Here is a 20,068-nt window from a genome sequence, read left to right on the forward strand (position 1 = left end):
AAATCCTGCTATACAATGAATACACTAATTGATAATGGTTCTCATTATCAATTAAATAATGCCGGTATTGAAGGAGGATTTTGATGAGTATCTTTTCAGAGCAACTGTCGCAATTGAGCGAGCATTTGCAACATGATCCTTCCGTATTTGCCCTGCTGCTTACAGGACAGGAAGGGATCGGCGAACCAGCAGCTGAGGCGGAGCTGGATGTCATGATTGTCGTTTCAGATGAAGAATTTGAGGAGCGTCTGCAAAGCGGATGCCTGCATTATAAAGCAGTAGGTATGACCGAAAAGGGACTATATGGCGGAGGCATTAACGGTAAATATATTTCGCCTGGCTATATGGAGAAGGTATCGCGCTTCGGTAGCGAACCGGCAAGGTTTACCTTTATGGGAGCGGTGATCGTTTTCTCTCATCTGCCGGAATTGCGCAGTATGATCAACGAGATTACGGAATTTCCGCTGCATCAGAAGCAGGCGAATATTAATCGGTTTTACGCTCAATTTGAAGCGTGGTATCAAGAGTGTCGTAAGGCGCTGCAAAGCAACGAGCATTACTTGCTGCATCAGTCCGTCATGAATATGATTCTGTTCAGTGGACGATTGATTCTCTCTCACAATGAGATGCTGTATCCGGGACACAAGTCGCTGATACATATGTTGGAACATGCCCGCAAAAAGCCGGATCAATTGCTGCCAGTTATGCAAACATTGATGACCTCACCGTCTGAGCTGAGTTTGGAGCGATTGTATCGCCAAATTCGTGATTATGATCGCTGGGTGAACGAGGATCTCAACTGGACCGATTACGTTATTATGGATAATGAACTGCAATGGATGCGTCGCAGCGTGTCGGTAAGTGAGATTTAAGTGGAAGACTAGTGCTGATCGCTGGTCAAGAATGAGTGACCGTCCAGAGATAACAGAAGATGGAACCGATACGGCGTGCAACAAATCATTGTACATTTGGGTTGGAAGTCATAACTTAAATGTCCCTATGGATTCTGTATTCAATCGCATATCAGTTGACATAAAAAAGACGCCTTGCACATTCGTAATGAACGTGTACAAGGCGTCTTTTGTGTGCTGCCGTTCATGTGATCAACGAGAAGCTGCACCTGGATCGAATACGTGCTGGAAGCTGACCATACCGTAACCGTACAGGTCATCGCGTCCTGCTGTACCAAGATCGATACTGTTCACTTCAATCAGATGACGAAGCTGGTCGTTAGTCAATTGTGGATACGCTTGTTTCAAAGTTGCTGCCAGACCGGCTACAAATGGTGCTGCTACCGAAGTGCCATCACGCAGCTCATAGCGACCGTTAGTAGAGGTGCTCACGATGTTAGCGCCTGGTGCAGCGACATCGGCTTCGGCACCCGTAGCGGAGAAGCTGGCACGCTCCAGATTGTCATCTACAGCAGTAACTGCCATGACATAGCTGGACTTAGCTGGAAACTCGATCGTATCTTGTGTTGTATTCGCCGTTCCTTTGTTGCCAGCAGCTGCGATCAGCAGAATCCCTTGATCATGCGCCGTTTGCAGCATTTGCTCAACGACTGGAGAGTCTTGCGGGAATGCGATGGACATATTTACGATATCCATTTTGTTCTGGATTGCCCAGTTGATACCACTAGCAAGGTCTTCTGTGGAGCCGTTACCTTGAGTATCAAGGATTTTGACAGCGTAGATGCTTGCATCTGGTGCTTCGCCAATCAATCCTTTGCCATTGTCCTGTGCGCCGATGACGCCAGCTACGAATGTACCGTGACCGTTATCGTCGGTGTAGGAAGAAGTGTATTTTACAAGCGATACACCGCCGGCGATTTTTAGATCGGAGTGAGCGGAGATGCCGGTATCCAGAATCGCAACTTTTACACCTTTACCTGTATAATTTTTATCAAGAGCAAGCTTGGCATCGACTGCGCCGTATCCCCAAGATGCTTGCTCCTGACCTTTGACAGTAACCGCTTTGACGTTCGCTGCAAATGCTTGGGCTGCACCTTGATAATTCTCATTAGTATCGATGCGAGTGATGCCTGCTGTATGGGACAGCTGTTCTTTTTCACTAGCTGTCAGATCGGCAGCTGCCATATTCAGATTGTCGAAGAAACGTGTATTTTCTGTACCAGCGGCAGCTGTAAGAATTTGCTTGGCTTGACTGGTAGAGTATTGAACCAGATAGCGCTGGGAAGCTTCAGCAGTAGCGGATTGAGTTGTCATTGGAATAACAATAGCTGTTAAAAGGGGCAGTGCAATGACTGCTGATAAAGTGGCGGTTTTCCACGAGTTTAGTTTAGTAAGTATGCTCATCGGTTCAATTACTCCTTAGTTGTGGGTAATAAGTCTTATAACTAATTAACCATTTTAGATAGTTTAAAACACCTTTTATTGATAAATTATAACTTTTTTCGACAAAAAAATCAATATTTATTATAAAATGTAATTTTTTGTCGTATTATGTAGTATATATCGACTACACATCCTGTTTTGTGTATAGCATTGTAATTATATTGTAAATGAGTTTTATAATAATCACCATCTTATATTGCAAATGAATAGAAACGCCTCTGATTTTGCGAATCAGAGGCGTTTTGGTGTCATCGTAAACGATATGAATATGGGAGTAAGAAGTTACATTTACAGATTGGATGGCATCTGGTTGATTACAGGCGTCGTATCGCGCTCTGTTTCCGTCTGAGGCTCGACCGGAACAGCAGCAGGGAAATAGCCAATTCCGGCAGCATATGTGAGCATCGCGTTAATAAATGCCAGATCGGTTGGCGTGCACTGAATGTCGGCTTTTTCCAGAATAGCGTGTGTCCGTGGATTTGCCAGACGATATGGTGAGTTACGTGCACCGTCACCTTCCAGCTGAGCCATTGCCAGTTGAAGTGCTTCAGTCGATTTGTCGATTGATGCATCCAGTAACCAGTTGCTATATGCTTCCGGGCGCATCAGTTCTACCGGATAACCGGCAGCATTGATAATGTCAATCAGCTGCGAATAAGGAACCTGTTGCGGATTGCAAATATGGAAGATCTGTCCGGCAGTATCCGGTTGAAGTGCCAGATGCACAATGGAACGTCCTGCATAATCAATCGGTGTAAAGTCCATCCATTGCTCTACGGAAGGAGCTTTACCAAGCAGCAGCATAGCTTTGATCATCCGATACATCGCATTGCTGTCGATATTACGTTGGAAGCTACCTGTAAAGGAATGGCTAGACAGATTGCCTGCCCGGTAAATGTTCACCGGAATGCCTTGCTCTGCTGCTTGCAGCACCAGTTTCTCAGCTTCCAGTTTACTATTCGTATACACATTTTCAGCATACAGATCATCTGGCAAAATACCAGTTTGTTTCACTTGCTGCCATTTACCTTCCAGTGATAGATCTTCTGGAATACCCATGGTAGAAATATGATGGAAACGAATGCCTTTGCGAATGCTTGCTAGTTTCAGCAATTCGCTAGTAGATTGAATATTCGTTTTGCGGAAATGATCACTATCGCCAAAATGACGAACATCTGCGGCGCTGTGCATAATGGAGTCGATCCGCTCATTCAGCAGATTATAATCATGTTCACTCAAGCCGATGCGTGGCTGGTCTAGATTGCCTTCAATTACCGTGACGCGTTCGTCAAAGCCAGTCAGGATGCTACGTCCAAAATACAGCTCCATTGTTGCTTTGAGGCGATCCATACTACTAGCATTACCAGATTTACGTACTAGAGCATACACATGTGCCTCACTGCGATGTAACAATTCATACAGCAGATAAGAGCCGAGGTAGCCTGTTGCACCTGTCAGCAACACATGAGTAGCAGGAAGCAACGTATCTGGGGCAAATGTTGCGACCTGTTCCGGGTATTCCACCAGATCGATCAATTCACCCGATGGAGTAAATGGCAGCAATTCTGCTTGTCCACCACCTGGAAGTTCAGCTCTAGTTGCCAGCGCAGCAATCGTTTTGTAATCAAAGAAGTCGGCAATTTTCAGAGCAGGATAGTATGGTTTGAGCAAAGTTAATACGTGAATAACATGTAGCGAATCGCCACCGATCGCAAAGAAATCATCTTGAATACCAATATGCTGACGATTGAGAACTTCTGACCATGCATCGGCAATGCGTTGTTCGGTTTCCGTTTGTGGGGCTACATAACCTGCTGGTTGTTCAGCCAACTCGGTGTTTGGATAGTCGATCAGCCGTTTCCGTTCTGCTTTACCAGTTGGTGAGATTGGGATCGCATCCAGCTGACATACAAATTTCGGTACAAAATAGGATGGCAGGCGATCAGCTAAAAATTGTTTGATTGCTGCTGGAGATAATTTGCTACCGTCCTGCGTTGTAAAGTAGGCGACAAGCATATTTTGATTGGACGCATCTTTTTTGGCGACAACTACAGCGTCTTGAATGTCTTCGTATTTGTTCAGATTATCTTCGATCTCACCGATTTCAATACGATGACCTCTGATCTTGATCTGGGAATCGCGACGTCCCACATATTCAATCGTACCATCAGGCAGCAATTTCGCCAGATCACCAGAGCGATATAGCTTGGCACCTTCCACATGAGGATGAGGAATAAAGGCAGCATCTGTTTTATCCTGTTGATTCAAATAGCCTCTAGCAATACCCACTGTAGAAATGTACATTTCACCAGGTACGCCAACTGGGCATAACATCAGCTGGTCATTCAGAATAAAGATTTCGTAGTTATGAATCGGACGACCGATCGGAACGTTAACGACATGTTCAGCCAGTGGTTCTGTAATTTTGTGCATAGTAGCGCACACGGTGCATTCTGTTGGACCATACGCATTGACAACATGAACCGGTTTACCGACATTTTGTTGGAAAGCACGTACACGTTCGCCATAGAGTGCTTCACCAGCTACAGCCAGCAGACGCAAGCTGGACAGACGTGCGTAGCCTTCCGGTGATAAGTAAGCGGACAGCTGATTGAAGAATACGGTTGGTAGTGCAGTAATGATTGTTGTACGCGTACGTTCAATCGCTACGGCGAATTCTTCAATCGATACACGCTCATCCGCATCCAGCATATACATATGTGCACCGTGGAACAGTGGAGCAATCGTATCCCAGACGGAGCCGTCAAAGCTGTAGCTGGCGAACTGCGCCATAATATCCTGTGGCACAATATCGAATTGTTCCTTCAAAATTTGTCCAAGGTTAACGACACCGCCATGGGCGATTAATGTACCTTTTGGCTTACCAGTAGAACCGGAAGTGTAAATGACGTATGCCAGATCGTCAGGACCTGCATTGGATTGTGGATTGATTAACAGGTTCGCAGGAGCATCGGAACGAATCGATTCAATAGAGATGACACCGCGAAGAGTGGAGATACCGGCAGTCAGTTCATGTACTTTGTGATAATGCTCGGATTGGGTGATAACGAAAGCAGAACGTGTATCCTGAACAATATAGTGATTACGATCATCTGGATGCGCAGGATCAACAGGTACATATACACCACCAGCTTTCATAATACCGAGCAGCGTGATAACACTATGCAAGCTGCGATCCAGAAACATTGTTACAAATTCGCCGCGTTTCAAACCTTTGTTCAGCAGCAGATGAGCGATCTGGTTGGATTGTTCATTCAATTGACGGTAAGTCAGTGTAGTGCTGCGGTAGCTAATAGCATCGCGATCCGGGTATTGACTCGCTGCTTGCTCAAACGCGCCATGGAATGTTAATTCAGTGTTGTAAGGTGCAGCTGTATGGTTAAGTGCATTGTATAGCACTTCATCTTCGGCGTTTAGAATATCAATCGCGCCTGCGGGCAATTCGGGATGCGTAAGTAACCCTTCTAGCAGGCGAATGTAATAAGCAGAGAAACGTGCAATCGTTAAAGGTTTAAACAGAGAATCGTTGTATTCTACAACCATAGTTAAAGAAGCTTGATGAGGCACGATTGCCCAGTTAATAATCTGTCCGGGTTGTGCAGGAATCGTTTGTCCAAAGCTGAATACGGTATCACTCTGTACACGCTGACCGGTTTGAGCCTGAGACAGCTGTGCATATACATGTTGAACGGTACTTTCAAACGAAGATTGTTCTTCAAACGAAGCATAGACGGGAATCATCCCTTTTGCTGAAGCGAAGAGAGCGGCAGTTTCATATTCGCCTGATAGACGATACATCCAGCCAAGATAGGCAGCAAGTAAAACACTTTGCTGTTGTAAGCCCGGTTGCAGTGTATTCACATAACCGGCAATTACGGGACCAAGATCAAAGCGATGAATAGCAAATGTACCCTTCTGATGTTTGCGAGCATGATCTAGCGGAATCTGCAAGGCAGGCAGCTGTAGAGGAACATGGGACGGACGGCTATTTTCAGATAGGGGCATAATGATCTCTCCTTAAAATTGAAGTTGTAAAACTGTTTAATGTCTGAGCACAGTTGAAAAGAGAGTTGCGTTGTTTACAAGACTTTTCAGTATAAGTTATGAAAGTACCGCATTTTCCCGGGAATCGGGGGAGAGCAAATGATTCTACATAGGCAGAAGTCATTTGTTCTCCCGATTACCAGAAAATATCAGATGAATTTGAATATTAGATGAATTCTATATTAATCAACTTTGCGTACGTGGAAATGGGAGATCAATTCTTGGAGCTGTTCAGCCATTGTGGAAAGCTGGTTGGCAGCATCCGAAGTCGAAATAACGGTTGCTTTTTGACCTTCCAGGTTTTCAGATACTTTGGCACTATTAGCAGCGGCAGTTGCTGCCGTTGTTTTCAGGCTATCTGCAGTTGCGGTCATCTCTTCTGTACCAGCAGAGATTTGTTGAGTCGCACTAGAGATATCTTGAATCTGCTCCGTTACTTTTTTGGTTGCATTGTGAATATCGGCAAACAGCAAGCCGGTTTGATCAGCGATGGACATTCCATGCTCCACTTCCAGCGTACCTTTTTTCATCGATGTTACGGCATTTTGAATCTCGGACTGAATTTCAGCGATCAATGTGCTGATTTGATTTGCTGAATCGGCAGATTGTTCTGCCAGTTTGCGAACTTCACCAGCTACAACTGCAAAACCTTTGCCATGCTCGCCAACACGTGCAGCTTCGATAGAAGCGTTCAATGCTAACAGGTTGGTTTGACCGGAGATTCCTGTAATGATGCCCAGAATGTTACCGATCTCCTGTGAACGGCTTTCCAGCAGTTCGACTGCTTTGGCAGTTTCATGTACGGAATCGGAGATCAATGCCATCTGGTCTGTTACTTTGGATACAATTTGATTCCCTTGCGCGGATTTCTGTTCCATCGCATAGGCTTCATCCGAAACGGTAGAGGAGTTTTTGGCAATCGTATTGATGACTGTCGATACTTCACTCATCGATTTGGCTGTTTCTTCAGTAGCGGCTTCCTGATATTTCATGCCATCCGCGATGTCTTGTACACTGTTAGCAAGTGTCATGGAGCGGCTGCTATGGTCTGAAGCACTATCCATCAGCATTTTGGCAGATTCGGTCACTTGTTTGGAAGCGGATTGAACGTTGACGATAACGCTGTTCATTTTCGCAACCATTTCGTTGAATTTCTGGTTGATAATACCGAGATCGTCTTTACCCGTTTTGATATGAGTATCCAGATTTCCTTTGCTAACCTCTTCAATCCCGCGAATCAATTCACGAATCGGAGAGAGTGTGCGGCGAACAATGAAGAACTGAACGATAAAGATCAGGACAAGGAAGATAACCATAATAGTGATTCCGCGAAGAAGCAATTCATGCAAACCGTCCGGAATTGCGCTCGCATCGGCGTCAACACCGAAGTAGGCAAAGATTTTACCATTGGAGTCTTTGATCGGATAAAGGATTGTAGTCCACAGTCCAAAATCGTCACTATAGAAGCTGGTAAATGTAGTCTGTCCGGTTTTCAGCATTTCCTGAACACCTTCAACGATCGTTTGCGGCTGTTCGTACATGTCGCCGATATTGACCTTGCCTTCTTTGAGAGCTTCCATCAGTTTGGTTGGAACCGCAACCAGCTGTGTGCCGTTGCCATTCTCAAGCTCGGTACCAAATACATAAGCTTGTGCGATATTCGGATTGTATTTGTTTACATTATCAAGATATGCACGTAATTCGCTTTGTACTGGACCTTCATAGCTTTTTTCAGCCATTGCTTGTTGAACTTGCTGGGTAGTAATGCCCTGAGCAAAAGTATCCGTAACCGCTTGGATCTGCCCGTGAAGCTGGTCAATCAAAATCGTTTTCTGGGTAAAGTAGCTGCTGACAAGCAAAATAACACCGATCAGAATAATACTCATTGCCGAGATGATCAGGTTTTTTGCAAAGAAGGACAGTTTGCCTAGTTTTTTCAATGAACTTCACTCCTGTAATCTAATTGATAAATACAATTCGTTCGACGCTATGGCAATTCGACTGCCATTATAGACAATCGGTTTACCATCCCCGACATTTTGCACACCTCAGTAAATTAGGTATTTAGAATCATTTATTCGGTATGAGGCAAAAGTAACAATTAAACATCGGAACCAATTTTTGCCTTAACCTAGTAAAAAATTCAATTTCACTCGGCTGCACATAACTTAATATGTCGGAAATTGTAAGGTATTATGTTATAGCGTTATAAAAAAATTATCAGGAGATGAAGCTGAGTCTTTTAAACTAGTTCTATAAGACTATTAGCTTATACCCTGTATAAAGAATGTTGAAACAACATCTTAAATAATTTTTTCTGTGGGATCATGTCGAATATTGCAATTATACTTGTGCGTTGATTACCTTTGTATTTCTCAAATGGTTGGGATAAAATGGGGTATAGACGTTATTCAGGCATGATAATTGCCCTGAGGCTGGTCCAGTACCCATTCCAGCATGAGGCACATGTCTTCCAGACGGACAAGTTGTTCGTTTAGAGCTGTGTATGCAGCTGCTTCTGGTGTGAGGGTGGAGAGTCTTGTTCGGAGATTCGTTTGTTGGGCATTCAATTCGTGTAGCTTCGCCTTGATCTGATTTTCAGTTCGCATAGCGTTGACTCCTTTAATGTGGGAATGGATAGGATGTGTAACTGCGTATATTCGCCAGTTTCAGTATAGTTCAATTGAATCATGAAATCTATGGATGATGATAAATTGAACATGTATTTGGGCAAAGTAAAGTTTGAGTAATAGGTGGTTAACGTTTGTGGTACTTCTCCATTTATGAAAGCGTAACGCATCATAAGAGTGGAGAAACCGGCAAAAATCTGGATGATGGAGTGAACGAAAGCTATGAATATCAAACAGCTGGCTGCTGAAAAAGCGGTAGACTGGGTAGAAGATGGAATGACAGTAGGATTGGGAACGGGATCTACAGCGGTTTATGCTATTCGTAAATTGGGAGAACGCGTACAACAAGGACTGACGATCCGAGCAGTTGCTACATCGATGGAATCGGAAAAATTAGCACGCGAGTGTTCCATTCCCATTGTGCCTTTTGCCGAAGCTGGCATGATTGATCTGACCATTGATGGCGCAGATGAAGTGGACCCTGATCTGAACCTGATCAAAGGTGGCGGTGGTGCCTTACTGCGAGAGAAGATTGTCGCTGCCCGCAGTCGCCAAGTAATGATCGTTGTCGGCGAAAATAAAGTTGTGCAACGGTTAGGTACATTTCCACTGCCGGTAGAAGTTGTTCCTTTTGCACACGAATGGACAATTGAGAAGTTGGAAAGTCTGGGCGGCACGCCAGTTCTACGTAAAACGGAAGATGGTGAAGTGTTTGTTACCGACAACGGTAACTACACGGTGGATTGTCATTTCAAAGAAATTCTGAATCCGGCGCGTATGCACCGTCAGTTGAATGATATTCCTGGTGTCGTAGACAACGGATTATTTATCGGTCTGGCGAGTGCGGTCATCGTTGCTTATAATAGTGGAACGATTGAAGTATTACGCGCTGGCAGATAAACGTGATTTATAAATATGCGTATCCTTCCAAACGGAATTAACAAAGGCTTGGAAAGATAAGCTCTATTTGGAAGGATAAGCTCTAATCGTTACTAGGATAAAATCTGACTGCTTGAACAGACACATGTTCTTATACGAGTATTATCGCTGACTGGATTGCGTATATTTCAATGTAAGTCGAAAAATGTTGCATGTGAACATTTTTCGGCTTTTTGTTATGTAATCGTGGAGACTGCCACTGGATTGTTCACAATTTCACAGTTGACAAATATGCTTTGTTATACTATCTTTAAATCAAGATTTACTAATTCATAATTTCCGTACAGGTTAAAAGGAGAGAATACCATGTCTAAAGTTTTATTCGTCAAAGCTAATAACCGTCCTGCTGATCAAGCGATCACTGTGCAATTGTATGATGCCTTCCTGGAAAGCTACAAAGCTTCCCATCCAGAAGATGAAGTACAAGTCCTGGATCTGTTTGAAGAAAAACCAGCTTACTACGATGCATTCGTAATCGGTGCGAACTTCAAAGCATCCCAAGGTATCGAAGTATCTGCTGAAGAGCAAGCTGCTGTTGATCTGATCAACCGCTACCTGACTCAATTCCTGGAAGCTGAAAAAGTAGTAATCGCATTCCCGCTGTGGAACTTCACCGTTCCTGCTGTACTGCACACTTACTTTGACTACCTGTCCCAAGCGGGCAAAACATTCAAATATACTCCAGAAGGTCCTGTAGGTCTGGCTGGCGGTAAAAAAGTAATGCTGCTGCACGCAAGTGGTGGCGTATACTCCGAAGGTCCTGGCGCAGACGTTGAGCTGGCTGTTCGTTATGTACGTTCCATGCTCGGATTCTGGGGCATCACTGATGTTGAGAAGTTCCTGATCGAAGGTCACAACGCATTCCCTGATCGTGCAGCTCAAATCGTTGCTGAAGGTCTGGAAAAAGCGAAACAAACAGCAACACAATTCTAAGATTGTTCGCTGCTTGAGCTTGTTATCCTGTGGTTCCCATGCTTGCATATGATCTTTGCTTCTCACTTGAATACGATCAGTCAGACAGAGAAACCGGCAGGAATGGAACATATATATGTCGAAGTAAGACATGTAAGGTATTCTTGATTTTCTGATGTATTCAGTATCAGATTCATCGATTACAATGGCGCCTGGTGTGCTGCGAAAATGGCAGTGCGTCAGGCGTTAAACATCATGAGGGAGGGACCTAATTATGAAACAGGCAAACCGTACAACCGCTCCTGCTAACGATGTGGAGAAGGAATCGCTGCATCTGTGGACTGTTTTATCGCGTGCCTATCAGTCAGTGGTATCACTGATTAATGCCGATATACAGAGCTATGGTCTGAATCCGACTGAACTCGGCGTGCTCGACTTCCTGTATCACAGCGAAGAACCGCAACCGCTGCAAAAGATCGGACAAAAGGTACTCATTTCCAGTGGGAACATCACGTATGTGGTGGACAAGCTGGAGAAAAAGAATCTGCTTGCTCGCCGTTCGTGCGACAATGACCGTCGTGTTATTTTTGCCGAATTGACGGAACAGGGGAATTCATTTTTTGAAGGCATCTTTGATCAGCATAAGCAGGCAATCGTGGAAGCGATGGCAGGCTTGTCGCAGGAAGAGAAGCTGGTTGTCATCCCGCTGCTCAAGCAATTGGGCTTTGCAGCTGCGGACAAAACAGTCTGACCGATAGCATTTATCGGTTGGGCTTTTTTTATGTGATTTTGTTGTGATTTTGTTGTATAGATAATTCCTATCAATTTTGTATGAATAATCATTGACCTGCTGAAAAAGAGCGGGTATAGTAATGAAAAGTCATATTTTGTCGCCATTTTAAATGGTCTAAAGTTCGTACCATATACCATTTACAATATAGGGAGGATGGCATGCCTACGTATTTTCCACAACAATTTGAAAAAGTCTCCCCCAAGAAGGTCAGTGACTTTATTTTTGAGCAGCTGGAAGAAGCGATTATTCTGAAGGAGTTGCTACCAGAGGAACAATTGCCGAATGAGCGAGAGTTGGCTGTGATGTTCAATGCTAGTCGGCTAGCGGTACGTGAAGCGCTGGCACGGCTAGAGGAGGAAGGGCTGATCGAGAAGCGGGTTGGTGCACGCGGGGGTACTTTTATTTTGCCGCTGACGCTTCATTCGCATCGACGTCACCGGGATCAAATTGCTGCCGATTGGGAGCAGTGGAGCAAGGTATTTGAATATCGGCTCATTATTGAACCGGAAGCGGCATGTCTGGCAGCGCAGCGAATTAGCGAGGCAGAGCTGCGACAGTTGCAGCAATATCTCGATATGAGCATTGAGGCAGATTGTCCGCGTGAACTATTCCGCTCACTCGATGTGAAGTTTCATCTGTCGATCGCGCGTGCGTCAGGCAATGTGTATTTTGAAAAGGCAGTCCGTTCGATTCGGACGAAGATCAATCCGGCGCTTGATCTGATGCCATACAGCAATGAGGTGCGCGTGCGCAACTCGGATAGTCACTTTGAATTGCTACGGGTACTGCGTGAACGGGATGGAGTACAATCGCGCGAATTGATGAAACGTCATATTGAGCAGGCGGCATCAGCCATTCATCGGCGTGTATTCGAAGAACGTCCAGCAGATGAGGAGGTGCCAGAATCGTGATCAACAGTACTGGCAATCAGCGGTTGCTAGAGGCACTGCAACACTTACCGGCGCAGCAGACATTGCCGCAATTGATGCCGCTGGCAAGACAGTTACAACCCAAGCTCAGTGCATGGCGACGAGATCTGCATCGTCATCCAGAGATCGGGTATGAGGAACATCGCACATCGGCGATTGTGGCGGAGCATTTACAGCAACTCGGTTTGAACGTTCAGACTGGTATTGGACAAACAGGCGTGGTAGCACTGTTAGAAGGCAAACAGCCGGGTCCAACGATCGGCTTGCGAGCGGATATGGACGCACTGCCGATACAGGATGCCAAGCAGGTGGAGTATGCGTCTACTGTTCCGGGCAAAGCTCATCTGTGCGGTCACGATGCGCATACAACGATGCTGATGGGAGCTGCGCAGCTGTTAACCGATATCGGTCAACCGGAATGCGGCAATATCAAATTCATTTTCCAACCTGCGGAAGAAGGACTGGCAGGTGCGCAAGCAATGATCCGCGACGGGGTATTGGACAATCCGGCAGTAGATTGGATCACTGGTCTACATGTATTTCCGGGTTTACCTGTCGGGGAAATATCTATTTGTAAAGGTGCTGCCTTTGCGTCAGCTGACTTCTTCACGATTACCGTTCACGGGCAATCCGGTCATGCAGCACGTCCGCATGAAGGAGTCGATGCGATAGCAGCGGCAGCGCAGATGATCACTGCCCTGCAAAATATATGCAGTCGTATGCTGAATCCGCTCGATACAGCAGTTGTTAGTATCGGTCGCATTGAAGGCGGGCAGATGGCTACAGCACTGGCAGATCAGGTGCAGATGAGTGGGACCGTGCGTACATTGTCAGCAAGTGTGCGTCAGCAGATGCCGGAGCTGATGAAGCGTGTACTGGACGGTGTGGCATCTTCATTCGATGCGGTAGTTGAGCTGGATTACCGGATGAGCTACCCGGTTGTACATAATGATTCGCAACTGGTGGATTTTCTGACCCGTACATGTGAACAATTACCAGATGGACCGCAGTGGACAGTCATGCAGCCGTCGACAGGCGGAGAAGATTTTGCTTTTTATGCGCAGCAGGTGCCGGGTGCCTTCTTCCGCTTAGGTACGGGAAATGGCAGTCCAGAATACACATATCCACTGCATCATCCGCGGTTTGATCTGGACGAGCAGGCATTGCCTTACGGAGTAGCGATGTTGTCGGCTCTGGCGTTGCAAGGTCTAGCGGTTTCGCAGAACGTTAGGGACAATTAATACCGTGAACCGTGAACCGTGAACCGTGAACCGTGAACCGTGAACCGTGAATCTGTGCAATACCCGCAATATGGATTGGAATGAATCCCATAGACAAGTATAGGAGTGGATGAAATGAGAACGTCCAAATGGTTTGGCAGCAGCGTAATAGTATTGATCATTGCAATTGTGCTGGCAAGTTGCAGCGGCAACAAAGGCGATAATGACAGCGCAGCGCAGGGAGATAGTGCTACGAACAGCAAAGTGCTGACTATTGGTACATCGACCGATATTGAGAGCTTTGACCCGCATAACAATAACAATACTGCCAGTGAAGCCGTATTGGTAAATATGTATGATTATTTGCTCAAAAATGACAAAGATCAGAAGAAAGTGCCGGTTCTCGCTACATCATGGGAACAGACTGACGATACGACGTGGCGTTTCAAGCTGCGTGAGGGCGTGAAATTCCACAACGGCGATCCATTTACAGCAGCCGATGTTAAATACACCATTGAGCGTGTCGCCAAAGACAGCTCGCTCAAGCAAAACTCCTATTTTAAAAATATTACAGAAGTGAAAGTCGTGGACGATCATACGGTCGATATCGTAACCGATGGTCCAGACCCGCTGCTGTTGAACCGTTTGACCAAAATGGGCGCTGGCATTCTGCCATCCAAATACATTGAGGAAAACGGCATGGAGCAGTTTCTGAAACAACCTGTCGGTACAGGGCCTTACAAATTCAAACAATGGATCAAGGATGATCGTGTAGAGCTGATACGCAATGATGATTATTTTGGTGATAAGCCGAAGTGGGATGAAGTTGTATTCCGCGCCATTCCGGAATCGTCCACTCGTGTATCTGAATTGTTGGCAGGTGGTGTAGATATCGCTTCTGGTATTCCGGCAACTGATGTAGAGCGTATTCAGCAAGAGGATGGCAAGGATATTGTAAAAGTACCGATTCAACGTGTATTGCAAATCATTTTGCGTATGAGTGATGGCAGTGTAACCGCCGACTCCAAAGTACGTGAAGCGATTGATCTGGCGATCAACAAGCAAGGCATTGTAGACAGTATCGCTGGCGGGGCAGGTGTAGTCACACGGACATCGGTAACACCGGGGAACTTTGGTGCTGACCCGTCGCTGTACAAACAAACGCTATATGATCAAGCAAAAGCGAAACAATTGTTGCAAGAAGCTGGCTATAGCAGCGGCGGACCAGAGATTACGATGAGCGTCTCGTCGCAATACAAAGAGTATGCCGAAGTCGTTGCGGCGATGCTGGATCAGGTCGGTTTCAAAACAACACTGGATGTGTTAGAGCCAAGTGCATTTAGCGAAAAATACAGTTCCAAATCATTCAAAGAAGCATATATGATCGGGATCGGTAACTCGCTGTTCGACGCATCGAATAACTATAACCGCTATCTGAAATCCGAAGCGGCAGGTGAAACGGATTATAACAATCCGAAGGTAGAACAATTGCTGCAAGCGGCAGCTGTTAATATGGATTCGGCTTCGCGTGCAAAGCAATATGAGGAAGTGCAACAGATTTTGGCGGAAGATCGCCCGGCAGTATACTTGTTCCAAATGGAAGGTGTATACGGTACGGACAATCGTGTGAAATTTGAACCGCGCAGTGATGAAATGTTTTATGCGGATGAAATTACGCCTGTGAATGGATAATTAACGAGCAGGGCAGGGATGAGCTGGGAATATCCCTGCCCTTTGCCGTTCATGGAGGGATTGCATGTGAAAACTTATATTATGCGCACGTTGCTGCAGATTATACCGGTGCTGCTGCTTGTATCGCTGATCGTCTTCATTCTGGTGCGTGTGACCGGTGATCCGGTGGCACTGATGCTGCCAGAAACAGCAACAGCGGAAGATCGGGCAGCGCTGACACAAGCGCTTGGGCTGGATCAACCGCTGTATCAGCAGTACATCAAGTTTCTCGGTAGTGCGCTGCTGGGCGATTTTGGTACATCATTCCGATACGGACAATCGGCGTTACCGCTTGTGCTGGAGCGTTTGCCTGCCAGTATAGAATTGGCGGCAGCAGCGATGGTGTTCGCGATTGTGATGTCCGTGCCGCTTGGAATCTGGTCGGCAGTGAAGCGTAATACATTTACCGATCTGATTATCTCTGGGGTATCGGTTATCGGTAAAGCTATGCCGAACTTCTGGATGGGTATTATGTTGATTCTGCTATTTTCGGTTATTCTCGGCATGCTGCCGGTATCAGGACGAGGGGGATTGGATCATCTGATTTTGCCCGCCTTTACACTAGGTGTCGGGATCGGTGCACAGATGACTCGGCTGGTGCGCTCCAGCATGTTGGAGATTCTGAATCAGGATTATATGGTGACTGCCAAGAGCAAAGGGGTAAACCGATTCGTCCGTATTACCCGACATGCGCTACGCAATGGCATGATTCCGATTGTGACGATTGCGGGGATGCAGTTCACTGGGCTGATCGGCGGTACGCTAATTACAGAAACGGTGTTCGCGTGGCCCGGTTTGGGACAGCTGCTCGTCACCGCAGTGAATACGCATGATATGGCAATTGTACAGGCAGCGGTATTCGTGATTGCCGTCATTGTAATTATCGGCAATCTGCTGACTGATATCGCTTATCGTCTGCTGGACCCGCGCATTAAATATAACTGATTGATTTGCAATCATACAATGAATGGAACATTGGCATATAAACACAGCAAGTTTGCAGGGAAAGAAGGGATACAGGTATGAAACAATCCGGACGAAACTGGTTGCGTCAGCTGAGTGGCAGCAAGACAGGCATCATCGGACTGATCGTATTGATTCTAGTTGCGTTATGTGCGCTGCTGGCTCCGTGGCTGGCAACACATGATCCGGGTGCAGTTGATCCATTGAAGCGGCTAAAGCCACCGGTATGGCTGGATGGCGGCACATCGGAATACTGGCTGGGTACAGACAATTTGGGTCGCGATATTTGGAGTCGGATCGTATACGGTGCACGCGTATCGTTGATCGTCGGTATTGGGGCGGTGCTTGTCTCTGGCATTATCGGTGCTGTGCTTGGACTGCTGTCCGGTTATTACGGTAGCTGGGTGAACGCGATCATTATGCGTGTTGCCGATTCGTTTCTAGCGATTCCAGCCGTATTGTTCGCATTGGTTGTACTGGCGGTGACCAAGCCGGGCTTGATGACGCTTATTATCGTGATCGGGTTGACGAACTGGGTTACCTATGCGCGCGTTATCCGTGGTGAAGTGCTGACGTTAAAAGAACGTGATTTTGTCAAAGCGGCACAGTCGGTCGGTGCAGGGCAATTTCGGTTGATTTTCCGACATGTGCTGCCTAATGTAATGTCAACGCTCATTGTTGTATCCAGTATGAATGTATCGACGACTATTCTTATGGAAGCTTCCCTGAGCTTTCTCGGGCTTGGCATCAAGCCGCCGGATGTATCATGGGGCGGTATGCTGAGTGATGGACGGCAGTATATTGCGACGAGCTGGTGGGTCGCGACATTCCCAGGACTGGCGATTACGTTAACCGTACTAGGTGTGATTTTCCTAGGCGACTGGCTGCGGGATAAGCTGGACCCGCGTATTACTAACGATCAAGCGTAAATCAACTGGAAGCATATGCTAGAAGGAGGAACAGCATGACACGATTATCGATACAACCGCAAGATCTATACCAGAGCCAGTGGGTCAGCGATCCGTCTGTTGCTCCGGATGGACAAATTGTATATGTGCATAAAAGGATAGATGCTGAGAGCAATCAGTATAGAAGTACGCTACGATTGCTCTCAGCAGACAATAAGGATGATACGCCATTGACGGACGGACCTGCCGATAGTGCGCCGTCTTGGTCACCAGATGGTAGACAGATTGCCTTTATCCGCCGTACAGAAGGATTGCCGCAACTGTGGATCTGGTCAGTCCAGACGCAGGAGGCGACTCTTGCGCTGTCTATGAAAAAGGGAATCGGTACATTTAGCTGGTCACCGGACGGCAAGCATATCGTATTGATTAGCCGTGAACCTTTTGAAAATGGGACGGGTGTTCATGATGATACTCGTGGGCGTGTATTGCAGCGTACGACCCCACGAGCGGAAGGCAGTGGTTGGTGGGATGGACAGATCGGCAGAGTGTGGTTATGGCAGCTTGGAGAGCCAGAGGCGATTCGTTTGACAGAAGATACAGTAGAGGCTTCTGCACCGGTCTGGTCACCGTCCGGCACCTCTATCGCCTACCTCGGTCAAAAAATTCCTTCTATTAATAGTAGGTATTATACAGAGCCAGATGAAGACGGTTCCCCCTTCAATGATCTGTATACAGTGGACTGTTCTTCTGGTGAGGTGACATGTCATACGAATCATTCATTCAGTATTAGTCAGATCAATTGGCTTGCCGATGAAAGTGGTTGGATTCTGATCGCCAATGATCGTACATTTGGTAGTGGTACGCAGAATACAATATATCGTCTGGATGCCCTCTCCCAGCAATGTATAGAGCTAACTCCCAATATGGATATTCAATTTGGAAATTTCATTCTAAATGATATGAAAATGTGTACGGCGCGTCCAGGTCCGACATACGGTAAGGATGATACTCATATCCATGTGATCGGCTCCTATGAGGGCAATGCTGGTTTGTATAAGATACAGACTGATGAAGTGGGGCATATTACTTTACTGACAGATGGCGAGCGGGATATTCATCAAATCATGTATAACCCATCTCGAGACTCATGGATTACGCTGGAAGCAACACCGGAACGTCCGTATGAGCTGGTAGAATGGTTTATGAATCATCATGATGACAGTTCGCGTCCACATCAGCAGGTGTTAACGACTCATGGCAGCAGTTGGCTGAATGGCAAGGAGGTTATTATTCCACAATCATTCCGGTATACGAATTCAGAGGGACAATCTGTACAGAGCTGGATTATGAAGCCTGAAGGCAAGCATCATACAGGCAAATTACCGCTGATTTTGCAAATTCATGGTGGACCGCATGCGATGTATTCACCGGTGTACAGTCATGAGATGCAGACGCTTGTATCACAGGGCTATATGCTGCTTCTCGTCAATCCACGCGGTAGCTTTGGATATGGTCAAGCATTTGCTCAAGCGTGTCGTGGTGAGTTTGGCGGTGGTGATTATGACGATCTCATGCAGGCTGTCGATGAAGTATTGGCAGCACGCGATGATATAGATGAGGATAAGCTTGGTGTATGCGGTGGTAGTTATGGCGGATTGATGGTCAATTGGATCATTACGCATAATGAGCGTTTCCATGCGGCAGTTAGTCAGCGCTGCATTTCGAACTGGTTATCCTTTTATGGAACGAGTGATATTGGAGTTTCGTATACCGAAGGGATTGTTGGTGGCAATCCTTGGGAACATGCGCCAAAATTATGGGATCGTTCGCCAGTGGCGCATGCTCATAACGCTGCTGCACCACTATTGATCATACATGGTGAGCAGGATCTGCGTTGTCCGGTAGAACAGGGAGAACAGATGTATACTGCCCTGCATCGCAACAATAAGCCAGTCCGTATGATCCGATATGCAGCTTCCAATCACGGGGTATTAAAATCAGGCAAACCTTCTTTCCGAGTCGATCTGTTGCAGCAGGTGAATGATTGGTTTCATCATTGGCTACAACCATCTGTGAAATTATCCATTCCTGTTGGATTATGGATAGAAAATGTATTGAGCAGCGATTGGGGGGCGGAGCAGTTAATCGACTGTATTCAGCGACAGGAGTGGCAAGCGTTATTGCCGCATGTGGCTGATGCACAGATGGACATGCAAGAGCGACTGGATACAGCGCTTGAACTGAACGAGCCGTGGGAAGACGCACTCCGTTACGGATTTTCGTTTACATTCATCCATGTGGGCGGGGTTCGTCGATTGCTGGCATTCGGGCTAGGATGGCGAGAGCACGAACAATATCACTGGGAACATAACCATCTGTACGGATTGAACTTGAATGCGGAACAAAAGAGCTGGTTGGAGCAACGAATCGGCTCACAATGGGAATTGGTGTTCGAGTCGTTTACACCTTATGGTAGCGCCGTTTATGAACTGCGATTGAAACATGAGCAAACGTTTTTGTGGATTTAACCTTGAATATTGGACTGAGAAGGTTTATAGTAGTGCGACACGGAAACAGAAAAAGCGCCCGACAATAGCTTGGTCTATGTGTTCGGGCGCTTTTTG

14 protein-coding genes are annotated in these 20,068 nt (G+C 46.3%); 10 read left to right on the forward strand and 4 right to left on the reverse strand.

Translation table 11 applies throughout. The features are described from left to right. The first annotated feature begins 83 nt into the window (after positions 1–83). Positions 84–872: a hypothetical protein gene (locus tag ACE3MZ_RS08510; RefSeq protein ID WP_411346012.1), complete on the forward strand. Its 789-nt coding sequence runs from the start codon at positions 84–86 to the stop codon at positions 870–872. A 231-nt stretch (positions 873–1,103) separates the two neighbouring features. Here the strand turns inward: ACE3MZ_RS08510 and ACE3MZ_RS08515 are convergent, their stop codons facing one another. The 4 genes from ACE3MZ_RS08515 to ACE3MZ_RS08530 all read right to left on the reverse strand — a co-directional run bounded on the left by ACE3MZ_RS08515 (position 1,104) and on the right by ACE3MZ_RS08530 (position 9,028). After that, positions 1,104–2,315: a S8 family peptidase gene (locus tag ACE3MZ_RS08515; RefSeq protein ID WP_411346013.1), complete on the reverse strand. Its 1,212-nt coding sequence runs from the start codon at positions 2,313–2,315 to the stop codon at positions 1,104–1,106. A 327-nt stretch (positions 2,316–2,642) separates the two neighbouring features. Beyond that, on the reverse strand, positions 2,643–6,380 hold the full coding sequence (locus tag ACE3MZ_RS08520) for an amino acid adenylation domain-containing protein (RefSeq protein WP_411346014.1): 3,738 nt from the start codon (positions 6,378–6,380) through the stop codon (positions 2,643–2,645). A 221-nt stretch (positions 6,381–6,601) separates the two neighbouring features. Next, positions 6,602–8,359 carry a methyl-accepting chemotaxis protein gene (locus ACE3MZ_RS08525; protein WP_411346015.1) on the reverse strand — a complete coding sequence of 586 codons (1,758 nt, stop codon included), beginning with the start codon at positions 8,357–8,359 and terminating at the stop codon, positions 6,602–6,604. 471 nt (positions 8,360–8,830) lie between these two features. Then, the gene (locus ACE3MZ_RS08530) at positions 8,831–9,028 is read right to left on the reverse strand and encodes a hypothetical protein (protein ID WP_411346016.1); all 198 of its coding nucleotides are present in this window, start codon (positions 9,026–9,028) and stop codon (positions 8,831–8,833) included. Positions 9,029–9,271: 243 nt separating this feature from the next. On the opposite strand from ACE3MZ_RS08530, the gene rpiA reads away from it, so the two are divergent. The 9 genes from rpiA (at position 9,272) to ACE3MZ_RS08575 (ending at position 19,972) form a co-directional block, all read left to right on the forward strand. After that, positions 9,272–9,949 (forward strand): ribose-5-phosphate isomerase RpiA, encoded by a 678-nt coding sequence (gene rpiA, locus ACE3MZ_RS08535; RefSeq protein WP_411346017.1) that lies wholly within the window; start codon positions 9,272–9,274, stop codon positions 9,947–9,949. A 345-nt stretch (positions 9,950–10,294) separates the two neighbouring features. Next, positions 10,295–10,921 carry an FMN-dependent NADH-azoreductase gene (locus ACE3MZ_RS08540; RefSeq protein WP_411346018.1) on the forward strand — a complete coding sequence of 209 codons (627 nt, stop codon included), beginning with the start codon at positions 10,295–10,297 and terminating at the stop codon, positions 10,919–10,921. Between the two features lie 253 nt (positions 10,922–11,174). Further along, entirely contained in the window at positions 11,175–11,651 is a 477-nt protein-coding gene (locus ACE3MZ_RS08545; RefSeq protein ID WP_411346019.1) for a MarR family winged helix-turn-helix transcriptional regulator, read from the forward strand. 200 nt (positions 11,652–11,851) lie between these two features. After that, positions 11,852–12,604: a FadR/GntR family transcriptional regulator gene (locus tag ACE3MZ_RS08550; RefSeq protein ID WP_411346020.1), complete on the forward strand. Its 753-nt coding sequence runs from the start codon at positions 11,852–11,854 to the stop codon at positions 12,602–12,604. Between the two features lie 74 nt (positions 12,605–12,678). Further along, the gene (locus ACE3MZ_RS08555) at positions 12,679–13,863 is read left to right on the forward strand and encodes a M20 metallopeptidase family protein (protein ID WP_411346736.1); all 1,185 of its coding nucleotides are present in this window, start codon (positions 12,679–12,681) and stop codon (positions 13,861–13,863) included. 114 nt (positions 13,864–13,977) lie between these two features. Further along, complete coding sequence (locus ACE3MZ_RS08560; protein WP_411346021.1) at positions 13,978–15,534, forward strand: ABC transporter substrate-binding protein; 1,557 nt, start codon at positions 13,978–13,980, stop codon at positions 15,532–15,534. A gap of 51 nt (positions 15,535–15,585) precedes the next feature. Further along, positions 15,586–16,518, forward strand: coding sequence for an ABC transporter permease (locus tag ACE3MZ_RS08565; RefSeq protein WP_411346737.1), 933 nt, complete (start codon positions 15,586–15,588; stop codon positions 16,516–16,518). 77 nt (positions 16,519–16,595) lie between these two features. Then, a complete protein-coding gene (locus tag ACE3MZ_RS08570) occupies positions 16,596–17,465 on the forward strand; it encodes an ABC transporter permease (RefSeq protein ID WP_411346022.1) in 870 nt (289 codons plus the stop codon). 35 nt (positions 17,466–17,500) lie between these two features. Beyond that, positions 17,501–19,972, forward strand: coding sequence for a S9 family peptidase (locus ACE3MZ_RS08575; protein ID WP_411346023.1), 2,472 nt, complete (start codon positions 17,501–17,503; stop codon positions 19,970–19,972). The last annotated feature ends 96 nt before the right edge of the window (positions 19,973–20,068 follow it).

This window comes from Paenibacillus sp. WLX1005 (genome assembly GCF_046603685.1).
In the GTDB taxonomy this organism is placed as follows: domain Bacteria; phylum Bacillota; class Bacilli; order Paenibacillales; family Paenibacillaceae; genus Saccharibacillus.

What these genes read in the sequence shown, in the direction of transcription:
- ACE3MZ_RS08510 (WP_411346012.1), top strand. Translation starts at nt 84, where the DNA reads ATGAGTATCTTTTCAGAGCAACTGTCGCAATTGAGCGAGCATTTGCAA.
- ACE3MZ_RS08515 (WP_411346013.1), bottom strand. Translation starts at nt 2,315, where the DNA reads ATGAGCATACTTACTAAACTAAACTCGTGGAAAACCGCCACTTTATCA.
- ACE3MZ_RS08520 (WP_411346014.1), bottom strand. Translation starts at nt 6,380, where the DNA reads ATGCCCCTATCTGAAAATAGCCGTCCGTCCCATGTTCCTCTACAGCTG.
- ACE3MZ_RS08530 (WP_411346016.1), bottom strand. Translation starts at nt 9,028, where the DNA reads ATGCGAACTGAAAATCAGATCAAGGCGAAGCTACACGAATTGAATGCC.
- rpiA (WP_411346017.1), top strand. Translation starts at nt 9,272, where the DNA reads ATGAATATCAAACAGCTGGCTGCTGAAAAAGCGGTAGACTGGGTAGAA.
- ACE3MZ_RS08540 (WP_411346018.1), top strand. Translation starts at nt 10,295, where the DNA reads ATGTCTAAAGTTTTATTCGTCAAAGCTAATAACCGTCCTGCTGATCAA.
- ACE3MZ_RS08545 (WP_411346019.1), top strand. Translation starts at nt 11,175, where the DNA reads ATGAAACAGGCAAACCGTACAACCGCTCCTGCTAACGATGTGGAGAAG.
- ACE3MZ_RS08550 (WP_411346020.1), top strand. Translation starts at nt 11,852, where the DNA reads ATGCCTACGTATTTTCCACAACAATTTGAAAAAGTCTCCCCCAAGAAG.
- ACE3MZ_RS08555 (WP_411346736.1), top strand. Translation starts at nt 12,679, where the DNA reads ATGCCGCTGGCAAGACAGTTACAACCCAAGCTCAGTGCATGGCGACGA.
- ACE3MZ_RS08560 (WP_411346021.1), top strand. Translation starts at nt 13,978, where the DNA reads ATGAGAACGTCCAAATGGTTTGGCAGCAGCGTAATAGTATTGATCATT.
- ACE3MZ_RS08565 (WP_411346737.1), top strand. Translation starts at nt 15,586, where the DNA reads ATGGAGGGATTGCATGTGAAAACTTATATTATGCGCACGTTGCTGCAG.
- ACE3MZ_RS08570 (WP_411346022.1), top strand. Translation starts at nt 16,596, where the DNA reads ATGAAACAATCCGGACGAAACTGGTTGCGTCAGCTGAGTGGCAGCAAG.
- ACE3MZ_RS08575 (WP_411346023.1), top strand. Translation starts at nt 17,501, where the DNA reads ATGACACGATTATCGATACAACCGCAAGATCTATACCAGAGCCAGTGG.